Annotated in this window: 18 protein-coding genes; 13 read left to right on the plus strand and 5 right to left on the minus strand. The window is 65.6% G+C overall.

What is annotated here, in order from left to right:
* The 4 genes from tssK (at window position 1) to tssA (ending at window position 7,256) form a co-directional block, all read left to right on the plus strand.
* Window positions 1-1,338, plus strand: coding sequence for a type VI secretion system baseplate subunit TssK (gene tssK / locus BLU17_RS23960; RefSeq protein ID WP_092002328.1), 1,338 nt, complete (start codon window positions 1-3; stop codon window positions 1,336-1,338).
* 64 nt (window positions 1,339-1,402) lie between these two features.
* Window positions 1,403-2,671 (plus strand): type VI secretion system protein TssL, long form, encoded by a 1,269-nt coding sequence (tssL, locus tag BLU17_RS23965; RefSeq protein WP_092002331.1) that lies wholly within the window; start codon window positions 1,403-1,405, stop codon window positions 2,669-2,671.
* Window positions 2,671-6,228: a type VI secretion system membrane subunit TssM gene (gene tssM / locus BLU17_RS23970; RefSeq protein ID WP_176929184.1), complete on the plus strand. Its 3,558-nt coding sequence runs from the start codon at window positions 2,671-2,673 to the stop codon at window positions 6,226-6,228. The genes tssL and tssM overlap by 1 nt, the downstream gene beginning before the upstream one ends.
* An 11-nt stretch (window positions 6,229-6,239) precedes the next feature.
* Window positions 6,240-7,256, plus strand: coding sequence for a type VI secretion system protein TssA (tssA, locus tag BLU17_RS23975; RefSeq protein ID WP_092002337.1), 1,017 nt, complete (start codon window positions 6,240-6,242; stop codon window positions 7,254-7,256).
* Between the two features lie 123 nt (window positions 7,257-7,379).
* Here the strand turns inward: tssA and BLU17_RS23980 are convergent, their stop codons facing one another.
* Window positions 7,380-8,057 (minus strand): FadR/GntR family transcriptional regulator, encoded by a 678-nt coding sequence (locus tag BLU17_RS23980; RefSeq protein ID WP_092002340.1) that lies wholly within the window; start codon window positions 8,055-8,057, stop codon window positions 7,380-7,382.
* A gap of 207 nt (window positions 8,058-8,264) precedes the next feature.
* On the opposite strand from BLU17_RS23980, the gene dgoD reads away from it, so the two are divergent.
* The gene (gene dgoD, locus BLU17_RS23985; protein ID WP_092002343.1) at window positions 8,265-9,413 is read left to right on the plus strand and encodes a galactonate dehydratase; all 1,149 of its coding nucleotides are present in this window, start codon (window positions 8,265-8,267) and stop codon (window positions 9,411-9,413) included.
* A 262-nt stretch (window positions 9,414-9,675) separates the two neighbouring features.
* A complete protein-coding gene (locus BLU17_RS23990; protein WP_092002345.1) occupies window positions 9,676-9,975 on the plus strand; it encodes a hypothetical protein in 300 nt (99 codons plus the stop codon).
* 34 nt (window positions 9,976-10,009) lie between these two features.
* On the opposite strand, the gene BLU17_RS23995 is transcribed toward BLU17_RS23990, so the two are convergent.
* Window positions 10,010-10,936, minus strand: coding sequence for a CopD family protein (locus BLU17_RS23995; RefSeq protein ID WP_092002348.1), 927 nt, complete (start codon window positions 10,934-10,936; stop codon window positions 10,010-10,012).
* Between the two features lie 547 nt (window positions 10,937-11,483).
* Here BLU17_RS23995 and BLU17_RS24000 point away from each other — a divergent pair.
* The 4 genes from BLU17_RS24000 to BLU17_RS24015 all read left to right on the plus strand — a co-directional run bounded on the left by BLU17_RS24000 (window position 11,484) and on the right by BLU17_RS24015 (window position 16,441).
* Window positions 11,484-12,251 carry a c-type cytochrome gene (locus BLU17_RS24000; protein WP_092002351.1) on the plus strand — a complete coding sequence of 256 codons (768 nt, stop codon included), beginning with the start codon at window positions 11,484-11,486 and terminating at the stop codon, window positions 12,249-12,251.
* A gap of 22 nt (window positions 12,252-12,273) precedes the next feature.
* A complete protein-coding gene (locus tag BLU17_RS24005; protein ID WP_092002354.1) occupies window positions 12,274-13,569 on the plus strand; it encodes a cytochrome c in 1,296 nt (431 codons plus the stop codon).
* Window positions 13,570-13,951: 382 nt separating this feature from the next.
* Window positions 13,952-14,572, plus strand: coding sequence for a PAQR family membrane homeostasis protein TrhA (gene trhA, locus BLU17_RS24010; RefSeq protein ID WP_092002357.1), 621 nt, complete (start codon window positions 13,952-13,954; stop codon window positions 14,570-14,572).
* A 255-nt stretch (window positions 14,573-14,827) separates the two neighbouring features.
* Window positions 14,828-16,441, plus strand: a complete 1,614-nt coding sequence (locus tag BLU17_RS24015) for a DEAD/DEAH box helicase (RefSeq protein ID WP_092002360.1) — start codon at window positions 14,828-14,830, stop codon at window positions 16,439-16,441.
* A gap of 101 nt (window positions 16,442-16,542) precedes the next feature.
* Here BLU17_RS24015 and BLU17_RS24020 read toward each other — a convergent pair whose 3' ends face one another.
* Window positions 16,543-17,376 (minus strand): ferritin-like domain-containing protein, encoded by an 834-nt coding sequence (locus BLU17_RS24020; protein WP_342713858.1) that lies wholly within the window; start codon window positions 17,374-17,376, stop codon window positions 16,543-16,545.
* A gap of 653 nt (window positions 17,377-18,029) precedes the next feature.
* Between BLU17_RS24020 and BLU17_RS24025 the strand changes: the two genes are divergently transcribed.
* On the plus strand, window positions 18,030-18,227 hold the full coding sequence (locus BLU17_RS24025) for a hypothetical protein (RefSeq protein WP_028211787.1): 198 nt from the start codon (window positions 18,030-18,032) through the stop codon (window positions 18,225-18,227).
* A 311-nt stretch (window positions 18,228-18,538) separates the two neighbouring features.
* Here BLU17_RS24025 and BLU17_RS24030 read toward each other — a convergent pair whose 3' ends face one another.
* Complete coding sequence (locus BLU17_RS24030; RefSeq protein ID WP_176929185.1) at window positions 18,539-18,916, minus strand: hypothetical protein; 378 nt, start codon at window positions 18,914-18,916, stop codon at window positions 18,539-18,541.
* A gap of 216 nt (window positions 18,917-19,132) precedes the next feature.
* Between BLU17_RS24030 and glpK the strand changes: the two genes are divergently transcribed.
* Complete coding sequence (glpK, locus tag BLU17_RS24035; RefSeq protein WP_092002366.1) at window positions 19,133-20,668, plus strand: glycerol kinase GlpK; 1,536 nt, start codon at window positions 19,133-19,135, stop codon at window positions 20,666-20,668.
* A 134-nt stretch (window positions 20,669-20,802) separates the two neighbouring features.
* Entirely contained in the window at window positions 20,803-21,489 is a 687-nt protein-coding gene (locus BLU17_RS24040; protein ID WP_092002369.1) for an HAD family hydrolase, read from the plus strand.
* Window positions 21,490-21,636: 147 nt separating this feature from the next.
* Here the strand turns inward: BLU17_RS24040 and ribB are convergent, their stop codons facing one another.
* Window positions 21,637-22,365, minus strand: a complete 729-nt coding sequence (gene ribB / locus BLU17_RS24045) for a 3,4-dihydroxy-2-butanone-4-phosphate synthase (RefSeq protein ID WP_092002372.1) — start codon at window positions 22,363-22,365, stop codon at window positions 21,637-21,639.
* Between the last annotated feature and the right edge of the window lie 111 nt (window positions 22,366-22,476).

Consider the following 22,476-nt stretch of genomic DNA (forward strand, 5'->3'; position numbering starts at 1 on the left):
ATGCAGCAGACGCACAAAGTAGTCTGGATGGAGGGAATGTTCCTTCGTCCCCATCATTTTCAGCAAAGCGAACGCCATCTGGAGAGCCAGATCGTATGCTGGGGTCAATCGCAAAACAGCCACTACTGGGGCTTCGTCGACAAGGACATCGACCAGGAAGCGCTGCGTCGCGGCAGCGTCGTGCTCAACGCGGCGAGCGGCATCTTCCCCGACGGCACCTATTTCTCTTTCCGCAACGCGAACGATGCCCCTGCGCCGCTCGCCATCGAAGCCGGATGCGCCGACGTCCGTGTGGTCCTGGCCATTCCCGCCCGCGTTCCGGGACGCGAACAGATCGCGTTCGAGGAATCGCCCGATTCGCTGGCCCGCTTTCTCGCCGTCGACGCCGAAGTGGCCGATCTCAATGCCGTTGCCGTCGGCGACGCCGACGTGAAAAGCGGCCGGCTGCGCATGAGGCTCATGCGCGAGAGCGAGCTGACGGCGGACTGGACCGCGCTGAACCTGATCCACATCGTCGAGCGCCGCAAGGACAACTCGCTCCTCGTCGACGGCAGCCATATTCCGCCGATGCTGAACTGCCATGCCGATGCGCGTCTGGCCGGCTTCATCGCCGACGTCCTGGGGCTGCTGCAGCAGCGCAGCCAGTTGCTCGCGCAGCGCCTTGCCGAGGCAGGGCGAGCCGGCGTGTCCGAGGTGGTCGAATTCCTCATGCTGCAACTCGTCAACCGCTACTACGGTCTGACGCATCATGCCCACCATGAAGCCCGGTTTCATCCGGAGCGGCTGTTCACCGAATGGCTCAAGCTCGTTGCGGAACTCGTGACTTTCTCGCCCGCTCGCGCGATCGGCGACGACATCCCGCGTTACAACCACGACGATCTCGCCGCCGCATTCGAACCGCTGATGCTGCAGTTGCGCCAGCATCTATCGATGATCATCGAGGAAAACGCCGTGCAGATCGCCCTGACGCAGCGATCGCACGGCCTGTACGTCGCATCCGTCGCCGACCCCGATATGCTGACCGGCTTCGGCTTCGTGCTGGCGGTCAGTGCGAAAGTGCCTGCCGAAACGGTCCGCAGCCAGTTCCCGGCGCGCATGAAGATCGCTCCGGTCAACCGCATCCGCGATCTTGTCCAGTTGCAGTTGCCCGGCATCGGCCTCAAAAGTATGCCGGCTGCACCGCGCGAAATCCCCTGGCACGCGGGATACACCTACTTCGAACTCGAAAAAACCGGTGACCTGTGGGCCCAGATGGAAAAAGCCAAAGTCTTTGCCTTGCACGTGGCGGGCGAATTTCCCGATCTGAAGATGGAATTCTGGGCCGTCAGGGCCGCTTGACGGAATTTCCGGTTTCAGCCGGCCATTCTCCGTTGCATCCTCTTTACATTCAGACATGGCATCGATGAATAACCACGGGCAACATGCGGCCACGTTTCCCTACGAGCGACCCGACGCGCGCAGAGCGAACCACGCTGGGCACGCCGGCGCGGAGTTTCCGCACAATCCGCTGCTGGCAGTGGCCAATCCGCTGCTCAACACGATTTCCCGCATACGGCACCTGCCCGGCAACGTCGACAGCGGACAGTTGCGGCAGCAACTGATCGACACGATCCGGCGCTTCGAAATACACGGCCAGAGAGCGCAGATCCCGCGCAATATGCTGATCGCGGCGCGCTACTGCCTCTGCACCGTGCTCGACGAAACCGCCTCGCTGACCGCATGGGGGCATCGCAGCGTCTGGTCGCGCAGCGGCCTGCTCGTGACCTTCCACAACGAAACGGAGGGTGGGGAGAAGTTCTTCCAGATTCTCGCCAGAATCTCGCGCAGTCCGCATGAATATCTGCACCTGCTCGAGTTGATGAACTACTGCCTCCTGCTGGGTTTCGAAGGCCGCTACCGGATCATGGACAATGGTCTCTCCCAGCTCGAAACACTCAAGCAGCGCCTGCTCCAGCTGATCCGCTCCGTTCGCGGCGCCCATGCGGCTCCGCTCTCGCCGCAGGCCGCCGACCACGCAGTACCGCCCCGCAGATGGCGCCCGATGCTGCCGCTCTGGATGTTCGGCCTCGCGCTTGCGCTCGTGGCGGGCCTCTACTTCACCGTGCTCGACTGGCAACTCGGCACCGTCCGCCGGCCGCTGGCGGACGCCATCAAGGCCATGCGGCTTCCCGGCCTGGATCTCGGGCCGGCGCCGGCCGGTCACACGCTGCGCGAACTGCTGCGGCCGGACATCACCGCCGGCAATCTGGACGTGCGCGAGAACGGTCCGCAATCCACGGTCGTCATCCACAGCGATGCGCTGTTCGGCTCCGGCTCGGCCGATCTGCACGCGGCGTTCCACGCGCTGATACAGCGTGTGGCCGACGCCCTGAATCTCGTACCCGGCGACGTCGTCGTGCGCGGCTTCACCGACAGCGATCGCATCACGAACGGCCGTTATGCCTCGAACGCCGCGCTGTCCATGGCTCGCGCCGAGGCCGTCAAGACTTTGCTGCAGGAAACCCTGGAACGCAAGGACCGGGTCAGCGCAGCGGGCCGCGGCGCCGCCGAGCCGATCGCGCCGAACAACACCACCGCAAACAAGGCGCTGAACCGCCGCGTCGAGATCACCCTGCTGCCCTCTCCTCGCTCCTACGCGCCGGCACGCAATATGTCATGGAATCCGAAATAATGCCTCGTTTCCTCTCCGTGATTCTCGCAAGCCGCATCGCCTGGGGGCTGGCCTTTGCCTCGATGCTCGCCGGCATGGTCTGGCTGTTCGGTGCAATGCTTACGCTACATGGCACCCATCCGCTTGCGGATACGCGTGCGCGCCTGCTGCTGATCGGAGCCATCTACGCGGTCTGGGCGCTTGTCTTTCTCTGCGTCAAGGCATGGTGCTTCTGGCGTGCCCGCACGACGGCCGCCGCCGCGGACGGCGAGGTTCCGCAACCGGATCGCAAGCTGAAGAAGCGTTTCGAGGAAGCCACGAGGCTGCTGCGCCGCGCCCACGCGGGCGTGGCGCCGTGGTACGCGCCGCGCGGATGGTGGCTGCGCCTGAGTCGGGACTATCTGTACCGTCGCCCCTGGTATCTTGTCGTCGGTGCGCCGGGCGCGGGCAAGACCACGCTGCTGGCCCGCTCGGGGCTGCATTTCCCGTTTGCCGATCTGTTCGGGAAAACGGCGCGGCACAAGGTCGGCGCCACGCACGGCTGCGACTGGTGGCTCACCGACGCAGCCGTGCTCCTCGACACGGCCGGATTCCCTGCGGCTGGAAACGACGCGCAGGACGACACGACCGAAAACTGGTCCGTGTTGCTGAACCTGTTGCGCAAGTACCGTCCGCGGCAGCCAATTGACGGCGTGCTCCTTGCCGTCGACATGGACGATCTGCTCGACGCCTCAGCCGAGGCACGGCACGAGCAGGCGCGTCTCCTGCACAAACGCCTGCAAGAACTGCACAGACATCTGCGCGTACGGTTTCCGGTCTACGTCGTGGTGACGAAATCGGACCGGCTCGCCGGCTTTCTGCCTTACTTCGCCGGACTCGATGAAGATCACCGGCAACAGATCTGGGGCTTCACGTTTCCGTACGAGGCCACGCAGGCCGCCGGGTTCGACCTCACGGCCGGCGTCGAGAAACAGCATGACATGCTGCTGCGACGCCTGGAGGCCGGCCTGGCCGAAACGATGATCGCGATACGCGACGTCGAAGCACGCGCGCGCGCCTATCTGCTGCCCCAGCAGTTCGCGCGGCTGAAGAGCCTGCTGCCCGGCTATCTCGATACGGTGTTCTCGTTCTCGAGTTTTGAAATCCGGCTCGTACCGCGCGGCGTCTACTTCACGAGTGCCGCTGCGGATGGCGGCGACGCCGGCACGACCGCCAGCGAAGCGGCTCTCCCGCGGCACGCCGCACCCGATCCGCTCGGGAACCACCGGGAAGAGAAAAAGGACGCATCCGGCACGTACTTCATCCGCGACCTGCTGGAGAAGGTCGTCTTCCCGGAAGCGGGACTCGCCGAAAGCAACCGCTGGTGGGAATACCGAAATTCGATACTGCACTGGGCCGGCTATGCGCTGCTCGGTGCCCTGCTCGTGCTGACCGGCACGGTCTGGTATGCGAGCTACCGCAACAACCATGCGTATCTCGACGAAGTCGCGCGCAAGCTGCCGGCCGTCGAAGCGCAAGGCAACGAACTCGATCCGTTGCATCAACAGGATCTGTTCAGGCTCCTGCCCTACCTCGATGCGTTACGGCATCTCTCCCAAAGCCCGCAGTTCGCGACCGATAGTCCCCCGCTGCGCTACGGCTTCGGCCTTGACCAGGGCAAACCACTCGAAGCCGCGGCCGGCGGTCTTTACCAGCGCGCGCTCGATACGTTGCTGCTGCCGCTTGCCGCGGCGCAAATCCGCGACATCCTCGCCAACGACAGCCGGACCGATCCGGTATTCAGCCACGAAGCGCTGAAGGCCTATCGCATGATGCTCGATCCGGGCCATTACGATGCCGGGTTCCTGCGAGCGTGGCTGATGTCGAACCTGCGGCAGCAGCACGCAGCCGACGTCACGCAGGCCCAGTGGGACAGCCTCGACGCGCATCTCGAGCAGTTGTTCGGCCAGAGGACTTTCAGTTCGCCGTTTGCACGGGACACGCGACTGGAAGAGCAAACCCTCGCCTACCTCGGAACCGTACCGGCGTCCCGGCGCCTCTATCGCCGTCTCAGACAGAAACTGCTCGGCGCCAACGAGCGCCGCTCCGTCAGCCTGATCGACCTCGCGGGAGCGCAGGCCGAACTCGTGTTCAGGCGGTCCGACGGCAAATCGCTGGTGGACAGCATTCCGGGGCTGTACACGCGCGACGGCTACTGGCAAACCTTCGACAAGCAACTGGCCGGTCTCGCCGGCGAAATGAGCGAAGAAGATGCGTGGGTGCTCGGCACGACCGGACGGCAAACGAACCCGGACGACATGATCAAGGCCGTGCGCCAGCTCTACATGCAGGACTTCATGCGCTACTGGGACGGTCTGCTCGACAGCGTCGCACTGAACGACGTTTCGAGTCTCAGCCAGCGCATCGAGATCGCGCGGTTGCTGTCGGGACCGGATTCGCTGCTGCGGCGTCTCGTCGTCAATGCGGCGAGGAATCTTCAGTTGACCCGGGATAAGGGCAACAACGCAGCCCCCAAAGGCGCCGTCGATGGCGCCCAGACACCTTCGAACACGCTGGAATCGCAATTTTCCAGCGCGGATGCCGGCCCGGACGACGCGTCGAGCGCGCCCGAACAGGTCGTGGTCAACCACTATCGCCCCCTGATCGACCTCGCCCAAAGCAGCGGCGCCCCCGGAGGCGGCATCGAACTCGACAAGGTGCTCAAGCAGATCAACGACCTCTACAACTATCTGCTGACAGTGCAAAGCGCGGCCAGCAGCGGCATGAACGCGCCGGCAAGCGACGTCGTCGCGAGACTGCAGTCCGAATTCGACCGCCTGCCGTTCAGGCAGATGCTGCATTCGCTGGCGGTCGGCGCGGGCAACGACGTGCAGTCGAGCGAAATAGTGAACGTGAGAAAACACGCCGATGCCGACGTCATGGCTTTTTGCCGACGCGCAATTGCCGGACGCTACCCGCTCGTACGCAACGCCTCGCAGGACATCGCCGCCGAGGACTTCGGCCGCATGTTCGCGCCCGGCAGCGGCCTCATGGACAGTTTTTTCCAGCAGAACCTGACGGGCAAGGTCGATACCTCCGGCACGGCCTGGCGTTTCAATCGGGGCATCGGCGCCGACGCGCCATCGGGCGGCGAAAACGTGCTGCGGCCGTTCCAGCAGGCGCAGAACATTCGCGATACGTTTTTTGGGCGCGACGGCCAGCAAACGCCGTCTTTCCGCGTGACGCTGCGGCCTGCGGGCATGGACAGCGACATCCAGAGCATGTCGCTCGACGTGAACGGGCAGACGATGCAGTACAGCCATGGACCGCTCGTGGCACAGGTCGTCAACTGGCCCGGCACGAAAGACAACCAGCGCGTCGATCTGCAACTGAATCTGTTCAGCGGCGGCAGCGCGAGCCTGTCCGCTTCCGGCGACTGGGCGCTTCATCATCTGTTCGACAACGCAACGATCACGGCCGGCAGGAACGCGCGCTCGCACCTCGCCACGTTCAATATCGAAGGCCACCGGGTCACGCTGGAAGTCATACCGAACAGCATTCGCGATCCCTTCCTGCCCCCTCCTTTCACCTGCTCCTGAGTCCGTCTCGCATGGCCACGTCCCTTGAAGACCTCCTGCCTCCCATCAGCGCCGACCAGCCCTGCGGCGTCAATCTCGAATACGATGCCGATTTTCACGCGCTCGAACAGGCCGCGACCGGCAAACCGGAACAGCAGTACGGCGGCATCATCATCGCCGCCGAGGCGCCGGACTGGCTGCTCGTCGAGCGGCTCGCCTCGGCGCTGCTCACGCGCACCAAGGATCTGCGGGTGATGATCCATCTATGCCTTGCGTGGACTCATCTGAGGGACTTGCGCGGGTATCTCGACGGTTTGAATCTGCTCGAACAGACACTCACGCAATACGGTTCGCAGGTGTTCCCGCAGTTCGATATCGAAGGCGAGCCCGATCCGTATCTGCGGATCAATGCGCTTGCGGCACTCGGCGATCAGGCCGTGGTCGGCGAAGCAGTCCAGACCGCGATCATCGTCAGGACCACCGGCGGAGAAATTTCGCTGCGCGACGCGTGTGCCCTGCTCGACCGGAGCAGAAGCGAATGCCCGGGTTTTCCGGGAGGGCGGGCCCAACTGGTCGACGAGCTTTCGAAAACGGACCAGCCGGCCTGCCAGACGATTCGCGCACTCGCCAGCGGCATCGCCCGCCTGCGGGACAGCATCGTGCGAATGCTCGGCGAGGAGGGGTTGCCCGAGATGGGCCATCTGCTCAAATGCATGACGGCGCTTGCCGAAGTCGGCGCGCGCGTTGACGCGAAAAATGCCTCTGGCGAGTTCGATGCGGGGCCGTCCGGTCAGGCGCAAACATCTGGTTCAGCCGGTACGCCCGCGTTGCAGGATGGGCGAATTCGCTGTCGCGAAGAAGCGCTCGCAGCATTGAGACGGGTACAGGAATACTTCCGCGAGCACGAACCCGGCCATCCCGCGCCGTTGATGCTCGAACGCGTGCAGCGGGTTATCGCCATGAATTTCCTGGAAATCCTGGAGGATCTTGCGCCGGACTGCCTGGGCCCAGTCAGGAATATTCTGGGGACTTCAGATCCCATTGCGTGACGGCACTCGCACCGTGCCGGCATCGGCTCCTTATCCGGCGTCGCTCGCCGATACCCCCCAAATACGGGAAGCCGCGATTACGCAGCGTTTCCCGCCTTGTTGCGCCAGCAACGACCGCACCTTTCAGCCTTCGATACGCTCGCGCGTCACGCGCAACAACGCCGCCATCGCGCGGCTCGCGGCGCTCGCGTCACGACGCGCGATGGCTTCGTATACGGCCGTGTGGTCGGGCAGCGCTGCATTGAATACCTCGGCGCGCTTCGCGTTCACGCGCAACTGTCCTTCGAGCGTGCGCTCGATCAGCGTGCCGAGCGGCACCAGCAGTTCATTGCGGCAGGCGCCCAGTACGGCGAGATGAAAACGCAGGTCCGCACGCACCCATTCGTCGACGTTTCGCGCCGCTGCCATCGCCCCATGCGCGCCGGCAAGCGACGCTAGCGAATCGGCATCGTGCGCGCTCGCCGCCAGCCCCGCCGCGAACGGCTCGATCATCTCGCGCATTTCCTGGAGCTTGAGCGCGAAAGCGAGCGGCGGCGCGACGCGCGCGTACCAGTCGAGCACATCGGCATCGAGCAGGTTCCAGGCGTCGCGCGCGCGCACCCGCGTGCCCACGCGCGGGCGCGACTCCACGAGCCCCTTCGAGGTGAGCGTCCGCAGCGCCTCGCGCAGCACCGTGCGGCTCACGTCGAAGGTTTCCATCAATTCGGCCTCGCGCGGCAGCACCGACGCGGGCGGATAGTCGCCGCGCAAGATCGCGCTGCCCAGTTCGTAAGCCACCGTGCCGTGCAGGTCGCGTTGAATCGCCGTTCTCCTTCAGTTGTCGGGAATGCGTCCGGGCCCAGATACTGGGAACTCGCCATGAATAATACTATTAATAGCACTTAAAGGCGATTTTTGCAGTAGCATGTGCGCTTGAAGACGTGCTGTTCGCGCACCGTCCTGCCGTTCCGCTTCGCATGGATGGGACCCCGCGCTAAAGCGCCAAATCCCGTCGACAGGAGACTCCGCATGAAAATCACCAGGCTCGAAACCTTCGTCGTCCCGCCGCGCTGGCTCTTTCTGAAGATCGAAACCGACGAGGGCATCATCGGCTGGGGCGAACCGGTCGTCGAAGGCCGCGCGCATACGGTCGCCGCCGCCGTCGATGAACTCGCCGACTACCTGATCGGCAAGGACCCGCTGCTCATCGAAGACCACTGGCAGGTCATGTACCGCGCGGGCTTCTACCGCGGCGGCCCGATTTCGATGAGCGCCATTGCCGGCGTCGACCAGGCGCTCTGGGACATTAAAGGCAAGCATCACGGCGTGCCCGTTCATGCGCTGCTGGGCGGCCAGGTGCGCGACAGGATCAAGGTCTATTCGTGGATCGGCGGTGACCGCCCGAGCGACGTCGCCAACAACGCGCGCGCCGTGGTCGAGCGCGGCTTCAAGGCCGTGAAAATGAACGGCTCGGAAGAACTGCAGATCATCGACACCTTCGACAAGGTCCAGGGCGTCATCAACAACGTCGCGGCGGTGCGCGAGGCCGTGGGGCCGAACGTCGGCATCGGCGTGGATTTCCATGGCCGCGTGCACAAGCCGATGGCCAAGGTGCTCGCCAAAGAGCTCGATCCGTTCAAGCTGATGTTCATCGAGGAGCCGGTGCTCTCCGAGAACGTCGAAGCGCTGCGCGACATCGTCAACCAGACGAGCACGCCGATCGCGCTGGGCGAGCGGCTCTACTCGCGCTGGGACTTCAAGCACATTCTCGCGGGCGGCTACGTGGACATCATCCAGCCCGACGCCTCGCACGCCGGCGGCATCACCGAATGCCGCAAGATCGCCGCGATGGCCGAAGCCTACGACGTCGCGCTCGCGCTGCACTGCCCGCTCGGGCCGATCGCGCTCGCAACGTGTCTGCAAATCGACGCGGTGAGCTACAACGCGTTCATCCAGGAGCAAAGCCTCGGCATCCATTACAACAAGGGCAACGACTTGCTCGACTACATCAGGAATCCCGACGTTTTCAGGTACGAGGACGGCTTCGTCTCGATTCCGCAGGGCCCGGGCCTCGGCATCGACGTGAACGAAGAGAAGGTGCGCGAGATGGCGAAGACGGGCCACCGCTGGCGCAATCCGGTGTGGCGTCACGAGGACGGCAGCGTCGCCGAATGGTGATGCGGGCTTGAACGCCCGAGCGCGCGGCGGGCGTCACATGAAGCCGCGCATTTCAGCGGCGTAACGTTTCGCCCCTGGATGCGCGCTTCACGGCGCCCGGTGCGGACGGCTTATGTCGTTTGCGCACACAGTCAACTCATGCATAGCCGCGCCGATCAAGGCGCGCCCGCCGCCGAGCGCGTAATGCGGCCGCCAGCGTCGCCCACTGGCCTGCTACTTGCTGGGTCCCCTGCAAACCATCGATTGCCTTGCAAGGGACTCCATGGACGCGTCGCTTCCCGAGTATCTCGTCCGCGAACAGGCCGCTGTGGGCGCGCTCGTCGCGTTCGGCTTCCTGCGCGTGCTCGCCGCCGCCATCGCCTTCGCGCGCGGGTGGCGCATTGCCCTCGTGGAGTACGCCGGAATCGGCGCCGCGGCGCTGTGGTGCGCGCCGCAACTGGCTATGCTGATCCAGGACGCCGCGTCGGCGGCGGCGCTCGCGGAACTCGAAGGCAAGGTCGTGGGCAGCGCGATCGCCCTCTTCTTCTCGCCGATCCTCAGCCACCTGCTCGGCTACGAGTGAGCGCCTGCACGCAGCGGGCGCCATCGACGATGTTTCAGCCCTGCAACACGTAACCCGGCACGCTGTGCGCGAGCGCCGCCGCGGCCACCAGCACGCCGATCATCACGATCGCTTCGAGATGGATCACATGAGCGAAGCGGCGCGCCGCCGCCGTGGAGGCCGCGCGCCGCAGCTCGGGCATCGCCACGAGCCGGTTGAAGCCGCCGAGCGCAAGCGCCAGCGCGACGAGCACGGCCTTCAGCAACAGCACGCGGCCCCAGTTGCTGCCCACGATGGCGTCGAGGGAGCCGCCGCTGCCGCGCACGGCGTCGAACACGCCCGTCGCGATCACGAAGCCTACCGCGAATAGCGCCACGTTCGAGACCTGGCCCGCCGTGCGGATCAGCACGCCGCGCGCGGTCGATGCGCCGAGCGCCGGCAGCACGGCGAGCCCCCCGGCCATCACGATGCCGCTCCACGCGCTGGTGCTCAGCAAATGCAACGTATGGAGGCCGAGCGCGGCCGAGGCGAAGCCCGAGTCGGCTGCATGGCCGAGGCCCGCGCGTCCCGCCGCGACGGCGACGAGCGCGAGCCACAGCACGCCGTCGCGCGCCACGCTCGACGCCGCGAACGCGCAGCCGAGCAGTACGAACGCGCCCGCGAATGCGACAGACCATGCGTGGCCCACGTGCGTTTGCGAAAGCACCGTGCCCACCACGCCGAACGCGCCGGGCAACGGCTCGCCGCTGATCGACGCGCTTTCGTAAAGCATCCACATGAACAGCGCGACGACGAGCACGAGCGCCGACGCACGCAGCGAGCGTTGCGCGCGCAGCCATGCGAGGCGCGCCGGCGCGACGGCCGTGCGGCCGTCCTTGTCGAGCCACGCGCCATAGAACGCCGAGCCGAGCGCGAATGCGTACGCAACGTTGACGATGGCCGCCATGGCGACCTGCCCGATCCAGAGCCAGTCAGCTTTCATCGGACCTCGCCCTCCCCCGGACGGCGGTTTGCGCGAACGTCACGCGAAGAACAAAGGCGGCCTTGCAGCAACGCCAGGCAAATTGCAATTGGAATCATCGAGACGGGTGGCAAGGAAACAACATGAAAACGGCAGCGGGACGCACGCGCGTCCCGCAAGGGTGCCTGCTTCGATAGGCGCCGCGCCATTCGGTTCAACGCGTACTCACTGCAAGCCCGCCGGAACACGCGCGAAGTGAACGCCGCCCGCCTCATGCGCGCGGCATCAAGCTCCCCGCGAGTGTGGCGCGGGTGCGGGACAACCCCGTGTCACCGTTTGGCGAACAGGTGCAGAATCATAACCGGCAACGCTGCGGCGATCGGACACAAACGTGATGTGAAGGCGCATCGAGGGTATCGCCGGCGCGCACGGCGCATGTGGCAAATGGTCACTGTCAGTGCCGGATGATAGAATCTGCTGCGTCGCCGCAGCGCGCACGGTCGTCTGCTTTCATCGCGCGCAGCCTGCAAGCCGGGCCGTTCGAAGCCTGGTCAGGTCCACGATAAAGATGGAGTTACGCGTGTCCCCAAGACGTATCTTCCGACCGCTCATTCCGCTCGTCGCACCTCTGGGAGCAGCACTTTTGCTCGGAGCGACCGGCGTTCTCGGCGCTGCACATGCCCAGACAGCGGCATCGGCCCCGCAGCCCAAAGCCCCCGACACCATAGCAGCACGCGTGCAGGGTTGCACCGCGTGCCACGGCGCGCACGGCCAGGGCACCGACAACGACTACTTCCCGCGTCTCGCCGGCAAACCGGCCGAGTACCTGTTCAACCAGCTAATGAACTTCCGCGAGGGTCGCCGCAAGTACCCTCCGATGAATTATCTGGTCACCTATCTCTCCGACGACTACCTGCACGAGATCGCCACGTTCTTCTCGCAGCAGCGGCCGCCCTACCCGCCGCCCGCGAAGCCTTCGGTCGGCGGCGACACGCTCGCGCGCGGCCAGCAAATCGTCCTGCACGGCGATCCGGCCAAACAGGTGCCCGCCTGCGCGGCCTGCCACGGCGCGAAGCTCACCGGCATGGAGCCTGCGATTCCGGGCCTCGTCGGTTTGCATTCGGACTACATCAGCGCGCAGATCGGCGCCTGGCGCTCGGGCTCGCGGCATGCGAAGGCGCCCGACTGCATGCACGAGGTCGCCACGCGCCTCACCGACGAAGACGTGAACGCGGTCGCGGCCTGGCTCTCCACGCAGAGCGCGCCGCAGAACCCCGTGCCGGCGCCGGCTGGCTCGTTGAAGACGCCGCTTGCATGCGGCAGCGAACCGCAATAAGGCGCCGGGGGAGACAGCCAATATGAACCGCAAGTCCCTGTTCGCACTTTCCGCCGTCGTCGTGGCCGCCGCCGCGGCTCTCGTGCCGGTGCTCTGGTCGGGCACCGACTATCTGCACAACGGCGCCGCGCAAGCCGCGACGCCCGCCGACCAGGCCGATCTCATCAAGAAAGGCGAGTATCTCGCCCGCGCCGGCGACTGCATCGCGTGCCACACCGTGCGCGGCGGCCAGATGTTCGCGGGCGGCCTGCCGATGGCCACGCCCTTCGGCACGCTCTACACGCCCAACATCACGCCCGACGACCAGTACGGCATCGGCAAGTGGAGCGCCGACGACTTCTATCGCGCCATGCACACGGGCCGCTCGAAGGACGGCAGCCTGCTCTATCCGGCGTTCCCGTTCGCGAGCTACACGAAGGTCACGCGCGCCGACTCCGACGCGATCTACGCCTACCTGCGCTCGGTCCCGCCCGTGAACGTGCCCAGCCGTCCGCACGAGCTCAAGTTCCCGTTCAACAACCGGAACCTGCTGATCGGCTGGCGCACGCTGTTCTTCCGCGAAGGCGACTACAAGGCCGACCCGACCAAGTCGGTCGAATGGAACCGCGGCGCGTATCTCGTGGAAGGCCTTGGCCACTGCGGCATGTGCCACACGTCGATCAACGCCGTGGGCGGCCCGGTCAACTCGGCGGCCTTCGCGGGCGGCCTGATCCCGCTGCAGAACTGGTACGCGCCCTCGCTCACGGGCAGCGAAGGCGGCCTTGGCGACTGGGACATCCGGGACATCGCGAGCCTGCTGAAGACCGGCGTTTCCGAGCGCGGCGCCGTGTTCGGTCCGATGGCGGACGTCATCCACAACAGTCTGCAATATCTCTCGGACGACGATATTCACGCGATGGCCTCGTACCTGAAGACCATTCCGCAGAAGAAGGAAGCGCCCGAGACGATGCAGATGGAAACGTCGGAAGCGTTCGGTGGCGAACTCTTGCAACAAGGTCAGAAGATCTACCATGACCAGTGTGCGAAGTGTCACGCGGACAACGGTCTCGGCATGCCGCCGAACTTCCCGCCCCTTGCGAACAACCAGTCGATCCAGATGCATTCGGCCGTGAACCCGATCCGCATGGTGCTCAACGGCGGCTATCCGCCGAGCACCGGGGGCAACCCGCGCCCGTACGGCATGCCGCCGTTCGCGCAGTCGCTCTCGAACCAGGAGGTCGCGGCGGTCGTCACGTTCATCCGTATGTCCTGGGGCAACAAGGGCACGCCGGTTTCGCCGCAGCAGGTTGCGGATCTGCGCTCGTCGCCGCTCGACTGACGCTCGTTTTGTCGACCAGAGTTGGCGCTTTAGCGCTTACTCTGGTCCCATGCAGGGCTGTCGACCAGAGTTGGCGCTTTAGCGCTTGCTCTGGTCCCATGCAGAGCTGCCGGCCGCCGTTAGGGCTTTAGCCCGTGCGACGGTTCCATGCAGGCCGTTACTGCTATAGTGGCGTCTGCCTGACCAGGGCGCAGTCCGCAGGGAACGCGGGCTGCGCCCTTCGCCATTTGGCGACGGCCCGCGCGATGAAGGCGGTTCCGTGGCCCGTCGGCATGGTTTTGAACGCTGAGATTGAGCACTGTGGTTGAGCACTGCGCCACGCCGGCGGGAACGATGTTCCGCCAGCGCGCGCTGCGGGCAAGAAGAACAAGGAGTGGTCGTCATGCACGCCGGTGAGCGTCTGAACAGCATTACTCACCTCGTGGGCGCGATGTTGTCGGTAGCGGGGCTGGTTTCGCTCGTGACGCTCGCGGCGCTGGATCACGACGCGTACAAGGTCGTGAGCTTCGCCGTTTACGGCGCGATGTTGTGTGCGTTGTACACAATCTCGACGCTGTATCACGGCGTGCGGGGTGTCCGTCTGAAGGCCGTGCTGCAGAAGTGCGACCATGCGGCGATCTATCTGCTGATCGCGGGAAGCTATACTCCGTTCACACTCGTGACGCTGCGCGGACCTTGGGGCTGGTCGCTCTTCGGCGTGAGCTGGGGGCTCGCGGCCCTGGGCATCGCGCAGGAACTCACGCTCGGGCGGCGCACGAGGGCGCTCTCGATGGTGCTCTACGTGGTGATGGGCTGGCTCGCGGTGGTTGCGGTTCGCCCGCTCGTCGACGCCTTGCCGCCGGGCGGAACGGCGTGGCTGCTGGCCGGCGGCGTCATTTACAGCGCCGGCATTTATTTTTTCGTCAATGACGAACGCATCCGGCACGGACATGGAATCTGGCATCTGTTCGTGCTCGCCGGGAGCGTTTGTCAATTCGTGAGCGTCGCGCGCTATGTCGCGTGACGCGTCAATGCGAAGCCATCGCACGGTCGCCGCAGTGTTCGCGGCCACGCGATGCAACTTAACGCCAGACGACGTGTCTTGATAGACCGTCCGTTCCATGAAGAAGACGCGGCGTGCGCACTGGCGCGCCGTCCGAACAACGCGAAGAAGCGGCAACGCCTGGCGCATGCGCCCCCGGCAACACCGCTTTGGCGGCGCAACGCGCCCTCCGGCCCGCGCAGCAAAGCCCGCGCTACTGCAATACAACAGGTCTTTATGTCTTTCGATTCTCTCGGCTTGTCCGAACCGCTGGTCCGCGCTGTCAACGAACTCGGCTACACCACGCCCACGCCCATCCAGGCGCAGGCGATTCCCGCCGTGCTCGGCGGCGGCGACCTGCTCGCCGGCGCGCAAACCGGCACCGGCAAAACCGCCGGCTTCACGCTGCCGATCCTGCAGCGCCTGTCGGACATGCCGCCGGCCGCAGGCGGCAAGCGCGTGGTGCGCGCGCTGATCCTCACGCCCACGCGCGAGCTTGCGGCACAGGTCGAGGAAAGCGTGCGCGCCTATGGCAAGTATTTGAAGCTCAAGTCCACCGTGATGTTCGGCGGCGTGGGCATCAATCCGCAAATCGACGCGCTCAGGCGCGGCGTGGATATCGTGGTCGCGACGCCGGGACGCCTGCTCGACCACATGCAGCAGAAGACCATCGACCTCTCGCAGCTCGAAATTCTCGTGCTCGATGAAGCCGACCGGATGCTCGACATGGGCTTCATCCACGACATCAAGCGCGTGCTCGCGAAGCTGCCGCCGCAACGCCAGAACCTGCTCTTCTCGGCCACCTTCGCCGACGAGATCAAGGCGCTCGCCGACAGCTTGCTCGACTCGCCGGCGCTCATCGAAGTCGCGCGCCGCAACACCACCGCGGAAACGGTTGCGCAGAAGATCTATCCCGTCGATCGCGACCGCAAGCGCGATCTGCTCACGCATCTCATCCGCCAGCACAACTGGTTCCAGGTGCTCGTGTTCACGCGCACGAAGCACGGCGCCAACCGCCTCGCCGAACAGCTCACGAAGGACGGCATCAGCGCGCTCGCGATTCACGGCAACAAGAGCCAGTCCGCACGCACGCGCGCCTTGAGCGAGTTCAAGGACGGCACGCTGCAGGTTCTGGTCGCCACCGACATCGCCGCGCGCGGCATCGATATCGACCAGCTGCCGCACGTCGTCAACTACGATCTGCCGAACGTGCCCGAGGACTACGTTCACCGCATCGGCCGCACGGGCCGCGCGGGCGCGACGGGCGAGGCGGTCTCGCTCGTGTGCGTGGACGAGCATCAACTGCTCAAGGACATCGAGAAGCTGATCAGGCGCGCGGTGCCGCGAGAGGTCATACCGGGCTTCGAGCCCGACCCGAACGCGAAGCCCGAACCCATCCAGCGCCGCAGCCAGCCGCAAGGCCGCTCACCGCGCCAGGGGCAAGGCCAGGGCCGCGGCACATCGAACAATGGCGCCAACGGCGGGCGCCCCGCGCAAACGCAGGCGCGGGACTCCCGCGAATCGCATGAATCGCGCGGCGGCAATCGCGAAGGCAACCGCGCACACGCAGCCAATGGCAGTGGCAACGGCGGCGGTGGCAACGGCGGGCAGCGCCCGGCCAAACCCGCGTCGAACGGCCTGCGCACCGCCAAGCCTGTGAAGCAAGGCGCGAATCACGGCGCTCAGGGCGGACGCGGCGAGCACACGCGCCGCGAAAGCCAGCGCGGCGTCTCGCACGAAAGCGCACTGGGCCGCCCGCAACGCAAATCGCAAGCGAACCCCGGCGCGCTGCTCGGCGGCCGCCCCAGCGGCAATTCACGCCGCGACGGCAACGGCCAGCGCGATCGCTAACCTCTGCGTAGCGCCGGCCCGCGCGCGTCAGTAAACGACAAAGCCCGCCTTGCAGCGGGCTTTGTCGTTTTCGTATGAAGGCTTTCGCGTGTGCCGAAGCGTTAGCGGAAGAACACATGTTGCGTGATCTTCGCGAGCGGATAATGCACGCCCGGCTGGATCTTCGCGGGTAGATCGAGCGGCTTGAGCAGCATCTTCACGCACATGTCGGCGGAAAGATTGTGGCGCACCAGCCTGTTCACGCGCGCGGTGAGTTCACGGTTATAGGCCTCGTCACGCACGCGGTCGGGGTAGCGACCCGCGAACACATGGCGCAACGCGATTTCGGAATCCTCGTTCTTGATCTCCATCACGCGGCGCATGAGCGCACCCAATACGGCGAAGCGCCCGTGCCCTTCTATCTGGTTGTACTTCTTGAAATAGCGGAAAAAATGCTTGTAGTGACGCACTTCGTCGCTGCGGATGTTGTCGGTGATTTCCTTGAGCACGGGCTCGTTCGAGCACTCGCCGATGGCGCGGTAGAGCGTCGCGGTGCCCGTCTCGACCACGCAGCGCGCGACCATTTCGAGCGCGCGCGTTCTTTCGAACTCCTCGAACGAACAGGTTTTCGAATACTCGTCGATGAAGTTCCGAAAGGCCGTGTCCCAATCGAACTCGGGCCAAACGTATTGAATGTAGGTCTTTAGCGCACGGCCGTGCTGAAGCTCCTCGGGCTCCCATTCGCGGGTAAGCCACCCGGAAACCTCGGGGTCGCCGTTGAAGAACACGCTCAGGTTGCTGGTGTAGAGGTCGGAGCCGCTTTCGATGAACGAAGAGGCGCACAGGAGCAGCATCAAGTCTTCGTTGGCGGCGGCGCGCTGACGGTCGATACGTGTGAGATCGATGTCTTCGATGCGCCAGGGCATTACATGGCGAGGCTCGTTTTCGTTACGCATTGTGTCGTACTCCCGAAGCGGTATCTACGCTCACCACGCGCGGCGCATGACCGGAGCCCCCCGAGGCCCGCCATGCCACATGCCTTACGCGCGGTGAAAGTTACCAGCCATCCCGTATGCATCTTAGCTGTTGTTTCGCGTAGCTGCAGTCATGAAGCACAGACCGGGCCCGTTCCCCACAGTTCCTGGAATAGATGTCTTCTTGCGATGCATCATGCGCAGCGGCACTGTGCCTGGCTGTTCTTCGCTTGCTGCATGCAAGCCGTGACTGCATCCGAACCGCAAATAGGATACCCATCGCCCGCCATGCGCGCTGGGTCGGCTGGGCTGTGCCGCAACGCCGCACGAACTTCAAGTGAAATCACGAATCTTCACGGCTCGCACAACCGCCGCGTACCGGCACGAATGTCAAACGGAATATTTTCGGGATGTGGTTTGTACAACGCAGCGGCGTTGACTACACTCCAGTTCCCCGAGGCAGATCCCGGGCTGGATGCCGTTTTGGCCGCGCACAGGCGCGATCGGGCGGCCGGTCCTTCCCGACAGTCGGTCTGCACGGTCGCAGGCTTTCGCTCACACCACCGCATTCCTGTCGCCGGGCCGCCCTGCGGGCCGCAACCGGCGACCTCTGATGCGGCAACACGGAGAGAACGATGCTGAGTCCGCATGAATTCGCCACCCTGCTGCTAGTCAAGGACGCCCCCAACCAGCTCGACATGGAACGAGAAGAACTGGACGCCCTGCTCGAACGACAGCTCGTCCAACTGGAGCGCCTCGCCTCCGGCCTCCAGCAATGGCGACTAACCGAAATCGGCGACTCCGCGTTGCGCGCCATCAAACGGTGTTCGTAGTCTGAGCCGGCTGGCCGGGTGCCCGCCCAGCCACAGGCTCCATTGCCCCTTTTCGATTTGGGCGGACGCGAGGAAATCGTCCGCCAGCCCGCATAGACGGGCACGTCCCCGATGCAGGCGCACGGCAGTAGACGTACGCGCCTGCAGTGCATGGTCACGCGGACCCGCGCGCTTCATGCCCGCGTGACCATTTTTTTGTGCGTTCACGCTCCGCTCATGCGCGGCGACTGTCCGCTTGCGCCAAAGGTGCGCGTGCGACCTCATGCGCACGGGTACGCGCACGCCCAGCCGCGCAAGCAGCCGCCTGGCGCCTAGCCGGCCCGCAGCGTGGGGTCGACCGATGCGCGCCAGCTCAGCGCCTGTGCACGCTGTTCATTGAGGAAGTTCACCCATTGGTCGCGCGCCCCCCGCTCGCCGCTCTTGCCGAGCGTGGCGTACTGCTGCGCAAGCGCGGCCTGGAAGCCGCAAAACCGGTCCTGAGGGAGCCTGCCGCGCCGATTGGCGACCCAGGCGTCGAAAATAGCCGAGTAGACGCCCGGCGCATACGCACCGAAATCCACCGGCTGGCCGCCGCACATCTGCTGCAAGGCGGCGAGCGACGGCGCGCGCCCGCCGCCTTCGGGCCCCGCCGGCGCGCCCACACACCCCGCGAGCAGCACCGCTGCACCGATCATCGCCATTCCACGCATGATTGCCTCGTTATCGTTTTCGACTGGTTAGAACCAAAGCATTTCCACGCGGCTATTGTCGCACCGAGCCGCACGCCCGACACCCTGGCCGTTCGGCCGAGGCGACCGCAGAGCGCTCTCCGGCTATGCTGGGTTCGCTGTTTCGTTCGCCGCGGTGTGTCGTAGTGCGCCGGCCGCCGCGCGCGCCGCCGGGCCACCACTCAAGGAGACTGCGCGATGCCTCATTCACTCGCCGGCTCGTACGTCCTCGCACTCGATCAGGGCACGACGAGTTCGCGCGCCCTGCTGCTCGACCGCCGCGGCGAGATCGTCGCGCTCGCGCAAAAGGAGTTCGCGCAGCTTTATCCGCGCCCCGGCTGGGTCGAGCACGACCCGAGCGATATCTGGTCGAGCCAGGCGGGCGTCGCGGCGGAGGCGCTCACGCGTGCGGGCGTCGGGGCGGCGGCGATCGAGGCCATCGGCATCACGAACCAGCGCGAAACGACCATCGTGTGGGACCGCGCAACAGGTCGGCCCGTGTACAACGCCATCGTATGGCAGGACCGCCGCACGGCAGGCTATTGCGACGAATTGAAGGCACGCGGCCTCGAGCCGATGGTACGCGCGAGAACGGGCCTGCCGATCGACGCTTACTTCTCGGCTACGAAAATCCGCTGGATTCTCGATCACGTCGAGGGTGCGCGCGAAAAGGCACGTGCGGGACGGCTCGCGTTCGGCACGGTGGATAGCTGGCTGCTATGGCACCTCACGCGCGGCGCGCTGCATGCCACCGACGTCACCAACGCCGCGCGCACGATGCTCTTCGACATCCACGCGCTGCGCTGGGACGAAGAGCTGCTCGCACTCTTCGAGATTCCGCGCAGCATGCTGCCCGAGGTGCGCTCGTCGTCGGAGGTCTATGCGCGCACGGCGGCGTCGCTATTTGCATCTGAAATCCCGCTCGCCGGCGTGGCCGGCGACCAGCATGCGGCGCTGTTCGGACAAATGTGCATGCGGCCCGGCATGGTGAAAAACACCTACGGCACCGGCTGTTTCCTCGTGATGAACACGGGCGCGCAACCCATCGAGTCGAGCCACAATCTCGTCACGACCATCGCCTGGCAAGCGGGCGGACAAACGCAGTACGCGCTCGAAGGCAGCATTTTCATCGCGGGCGCGGTGGTGCAGTGGTTGCGCGACGGGCTCGGCGTCATTCGCAGCGCCGCGGAAATCGAAACGCTCGCGGCACGCGTGGCGCACAGCGACGGCGTGTACCTCGTGCCCGCCTTTGCGGGGCTGGGCGCGCCGCACTGGAACGCGCACGCGCGCGGCTCGCTCTTCGGCGTCACGCGCGGCACGACCGCCGCGCACATCGCCCGGGCGGCGCTCGACTCGATCGCGTATCAATCGTTCGACGTACTCGCCGCCATGGAGGCCGATTCCGGCATGCGCGTAAACGAATTGCGCGTGGATGGCGGTGCATGCGCGAACAATCTGCTCATGCAGTTCCAGGCCGATTTGCTGGGCGTGAACGTCCTGCGGCCACGCTCGAGTGAAAGCACGGCGCTGGGCGCAGGGTATCTGGCGGGGCTTGCGGTGGGATTCTGGCGAGATGTGGACGAATTGCAGCAGCAGTGGATGCTCGAGCGCCGCTTCTCGCCCTCGCTGCCGCGCGCCGATGCCGCAAGGTGCCTAGCCGGCTGGCAGCGCGCGATCGGCGCGGCGAAGGCATGGGCCGACGCTGGCGACCTGAACGCTGCGAGCGATGGCTAAGCAGCGCGAGCGGCATGCCCGGCGTGAGAGAAGCAAAAGCACGTATCATTAGGGGTTTCCACCTTCCCGCCAGTCTGGCTCAGACGCACGCGCAGGCCCTCGATCCGCACGTCGCCTGACCTCTCGTTTCACGCATGATCGACCATCTCATCTGCGACTGTGACGGCGTGCTCGTCGACAGCGAAGTCATTGCCGACCGCGTTCTCTTCGAAACGCTGAGCAGCACTTTTCCCGGCATCGATTTCCATGCCGCCGTGAATGCGGCGTTCGGGCAGCAAACCTCCCGCTTTCTCGCCGACGTCGCCACCCGCTTCGACCTTACGATGCCGGGGGATTTTCTCGAGACGATCGAGCATCGCTGCGAAGCCGCCATCGCCGAGTCGGTGAGCCCGATCAACGGCGTACGCGACGCGTTGCGTCGGGTTTCGCTGCCGGCCGCCGTCGTCTCGAACAGCCGTCTTTCGCGCGTGCACGCTTCGGTGCGGCGAGCGGGACTCGACGCGATCTTCGGCGAGCGCATCTTCAGCGCGGAACAGGTCGCTCGGCCCAAGCCTTATCCGGACGTGTATCTGCACGCCGCGCGGCAACTCGGTGTGGCGCCGGCGCGCTGCCTCGTCGTCGAGGACAGCATTGCGGGCTTGAACGCCGCACGGGCGGCGGGCATGAAAACGATCGCGTTCGTCGGCGCGAGCCACATTCCTTCAGGCTATGCCGACGTGCTGCGCGAGATGGGCATGACGCGCATCATGGCGCACATGGAAGAGCTGCCGGCGCTCGTCGAGGCCGGTGTGCGCGGCGAATTCGGCGACGTGCAATCGTAAGGCGAGGCGGCGCGACAAGCGCTGCGCGGGCACACGGACCGCAAGGCCCCCGCGCCATAGTGGTGCGCAAACCGCTCGGCAAACGCGACGCGGCGCTTTGGGGCGCCGCGTCGATCGTCAGCCTCGGAAGTGCCGCTTCAGGGCACCTCAAGCCGGCTCGGCGCAACGCTCGCGCGCGGCGGCGAGCGACTCGCGAAACGCCACCAGCTCGGCGATCGTGAGCATCGGCAGGTTGTGCAGCTTCGCGAAGTCGTCGACCTGCTTGCCGCGCGCCATCGTGCCGTCCGGGTTCATCAGCTCGCACAGCACGCCAGCAGGCGTCAGGCCCGCGAGCACCGCGAGATCGACGGTGCCTTCGGTGTGGCCGCGGCGCGCCAGCACGCCGCCCTTCTGTGCGCGCAGCGGAAACACGTGGCCGGGACGCACGATATCGGCTGGCCTGGCGTTCGGGGCGATCGCGGCACGGATCGTCGTCACGCGATCGGCGGCCGAAACGCCCGTGCTCACGCCATCGCGCGCCTCGATCGACACCGTGAACGCAGTGCGATTGCGGCTTTCGTTGTGCGCCACCATCGGGGGCAGTTCGAGCGAGCGCACTTTTTCGTCCGGCAGGCACAGGCATACGATGCCGCTGCACTCGCGGATGAAGAGCGCCATCGTTTCGGTCGTGAGGCGCTCGGCGGCGACGATGAGGTCGGCTTCGTCCTCGCGGTCATGATCGTCCTGCAGCACGACCGGGCGGCCTTCGCGCATGGCCTGCAGCGCGGCGGCGATGCGCGGGGGCACCGGTTCGGTATCGAGGAACGGAAGATCGGCGGCGGCGTCGAGCGGCTCGACGGAAGACGAAGCGAAAGTGGAACTGGCAGTAAAGGACATGTGAAACGCTCCTCGCGAGAGTTAGCGAAAAACGTTTCAGGGCATTGCAAACAGACAGGAATCCCCGGCACGCGTCGTTGAGCCAACGTGCCGGGCACCCCGGAAATCGGG

This window comes from Paraburkholderia lycopersici (genome assembly GCF_900096975.1).
In the GTDB taxonomy this organism is placed as follows: Bacteria; Pseudomonadota; Gammaproteobacteria; order Burkholderiales; family Burkholderiaceae; genus Paraburkholderia; species Paraburkholderia lycopersici.

Bases quoted from the DNA above. Each gene is read 5' to 3' on its own strand.
- BLU17_RS23995 (WP_092002348.1), bottom strand. From the start codon at position 10,936: ATGAAAGCTGACTGGCTCTGGATCGGGCAGGTCGCCATGGCGGCCATC.
- dgoD (WP_092002343.1), top strand. From the start codon at position 8,265: ATGAAAATCACCAGGCTCGAAACCTTCGTCGTCCCGCCGCGCTGGCTC.
- tssK (WP_092002328.1), top strand. From the start codon at position 1: ATGCAGCAGACGCACAAAGTAGTCTGGATGGAGGGAATGTTCCTTCGT.
- BLU17_RS24030 (WP_176929185.1), bottom strand. From the start codon at position 18,916: ATGCGTGGAATGGCGATGATCGGTGCAGCGGTGCTGCTCGCGGGGTGT.
- tssA (WP_092002337.1), top strand. From the start codon at position 6,240: ATGGCCACGTCCCTTGAAGACCTCCTGCCTCCCATCAGCGCCGACCAG.
- BLU17_RS24005 (WP_092002354.1), top strand. From the start codon at position 12,274: ATGAACCGCAAGTCCCTGTTCGCACTTTCCGCCGTCGTCGTGGCCGCC.
- BLU17_RS24020 (WP_342713858.1), bottom strand. From the start codon at position 17,376: ATGCGTAACGAAAACGAGCCTCGCCATGTAATGCCCTGGCGCATCGAA.
- BLU17_RS24000 (WP_092002351.1), top strand. From the start codon at position 11,484: ATGGAGTTACGCGTGTCCCCAAGACGTATCTTCCGACCGCTCATTCCG.
- BLU17_RS24025 (WP_028211787.1), top strand. From the start codon at position 18,030: ATGCTGAGTCCGCATGAATTCGCCACCCTGCTGCTAGTCAAGGACGCC.
- ribB (WP_092002372.1), bottom strand. From the start codon at position 22,365: ATGTCCTTTACTGCCAGTTCCACTTTCGCTTCGTCTTCCGTCGAGCCG.
- tssM (WP_176929184.1), top strand. From the start codon at position 2,671: ATGCCTCGTTTCCTCTCCGTGATTCTCGCAAGCCGCATCGCCTGGGGG.
- glpK (WP_092002366.1), top strand. From the start codon at position 19,133: ATGCCTCATTCACTCGCCGGCTCGTACGTCCTCGCACTCGATCAGGGC.
- trhA (WP_092002357.1), top strand. From the start codon at position 13,952: ATGCACGCCGGTGAGCGTCTGAACAGCATTACTCACCTCGTGGGCGCG.
- BLU17_RS24040 (WP_092002369.1), top strand. From the start codon at position 20,803: ATGATCGACCATCTCATCTGCGACTGTGACGGCGTGCTCGTCGACAGC.
- BLU17_RS24015 (WP_092002360.1), top strand. From the start codon at position 14,828: ATGTCTTTCGATTCTCTCGGCTTGTCCGAACCGCTGGTCCGCGCTGTC.
- BLU17_RS23990 (WP_092002345.1), top strand. From the start codon at position 9,676: ATGGACGCGTCGCTTCCCGAGTATCTCGTCCGCGAACAGGCCGCTGTG.
- tssL (WP_092002331.1), top strand. From the start codon at position 1,403: ATGAATAACCACGGGCAACATGCGGCCACGTTTCCCTACGAGCGACCC.